The sequence below is a fragment of the Leisingera sp. F5 genome (assembly GCF_001593695.1).
In genome coordinates this window covers 1-1,095 of sequence record NZ_LUKH01001348.1, presented here as the reverse complement: position 1 = coordinate 1,095, position 1,095 = coordinate 1, and the positions used below count along the sequence as shown (strand labels likewise).

The window sequence follows — 1,095 nt, the reverse complement described above, 5'->3', positions numbered from 1 at the left end:
GCCCGCACATGCGCCAGAAAAAGACCGGATTGAACCTGGCTCACCAGCGCACGCAGATTACAGTCCGACCAGGCCGGGTAGACATCCCGGTAGAGCCCCGGCTCGGTCCGCTGCCCGTACCAGGCAATGCCGAACCCGTCACCATTGGTTGCGGTCTTGCATTCAACCGCCTTCTGGCTTTGTGCAATCAGTGAATGCGCCGGGGTGGAAATGATGTCTTCCAAAAAGACCTTGGTACCGGTGTAGGCAGCCCAGCGGCACATATGTCGCTCCTTGTGTTGAAGATCCGATCAGGATTTATTTTCCGATCTAATCGCTGTAATTGGAACATTCCCCTAAAACAGATCAGATTTTTAATACAGCGTATCTGCGCACAGTCATCTGTTCACTGCCGCGGCGGCCGAAAACAAGGCAAACAGTGACGCATTGGGACTTCCTGCACTGCATTGAATACGGTACCGGAGATAGGAACACTGCTCCGCCGGAGGCCGGGCAAAACGCGTATACGGAGGCAGAGATGCCGGTTCACTATATCTACCTGATTATTGCGGTTGCAGCAGAAACCATTGGCACAACGGCCCTGCAGGCCAGTCAGCAGTTCAGCAAACTTGGACCGTCGCTGATCGTTCTGGTCGCCTATGCGTTTTCCTTTTACATGATGGGGCTGACGCTCAAGTTCATGCCAGTGGGGATTGTTTATGCGATCTGGTCGGGTCTTGGCATCCTGCTGATAGCGGTTATTGCCTTCATTGTTTTTGGCCAGAAGCTGGATCTGCCAGCCGTGATCGGCATGGTGCTGATCATGTCCGGCATCATTATCATTCACCTGTTTTCCAAGTCTTCCGCCCACTGATCCGCATTTGCGGCTTCTTTGGACGGATTTCCTCTGGCCTTTGTGCGGGGTTCGGGCTATGCGCGGCCCAACTTCCTTACAAAGGCGAACGTCATGGACTTGCGCAACATTGCGATCATTGCTCACGTTGACCACGGCAAAACCACCCTGGTCGACGAGCTGCTGAAACAATCCGGCGCCTTCCGCGAAAATCAGGCTGTGGCGGAACGCGCCATGGACAGCAACGATCTGGAGCGCGAGCG

3 protein-coding genes are annotated in these 1,095 nt (G+C 54.7%); 2 read left to right on the top strand and 1 reads right to left on the bottom strand.

Annotated features, from left to right (window positions below):
* Nucleotides 1–263: class II glutamine amidotransferase (locus A2I95_RS41345; protein ID WP_291738076.1), on the bottom strand; the 263-nt coding region annotated here is incomplete at its 3' end.
* Nucleotides 264–517: 254 nt separating this feature from the next.
* Here A2I95_RS41345 and A2I95_RS41340 point away from each other — a divergent pair.
* Entirely contained in the window at nucleotides 518–853 is a 336-nt protein-coding gene (locus A2I95_RS41340) for an SMR family transporter (protein WP_129370830.1), read from the top strand.
* A gap of 42 nt (nucleotides 854–895) precedes the next feature.
* On the top strand, nucleotides 896–1,095 hold a 200-nt coding region (locus A2I95_RS41335), incomplete at its 3' end, for a GTP-binding protein (protein WP_291738077.1).

Bases quoted from the DNA above. Each gene is read 5' to 3' on its own strand.
- A2I95_RS41340 (WP_129370830.1), top strand. From the start codon at position 518: ATGCCGGTTCACTATATCTACCTGATTATTGCGGTTGCAGCAGAAACC.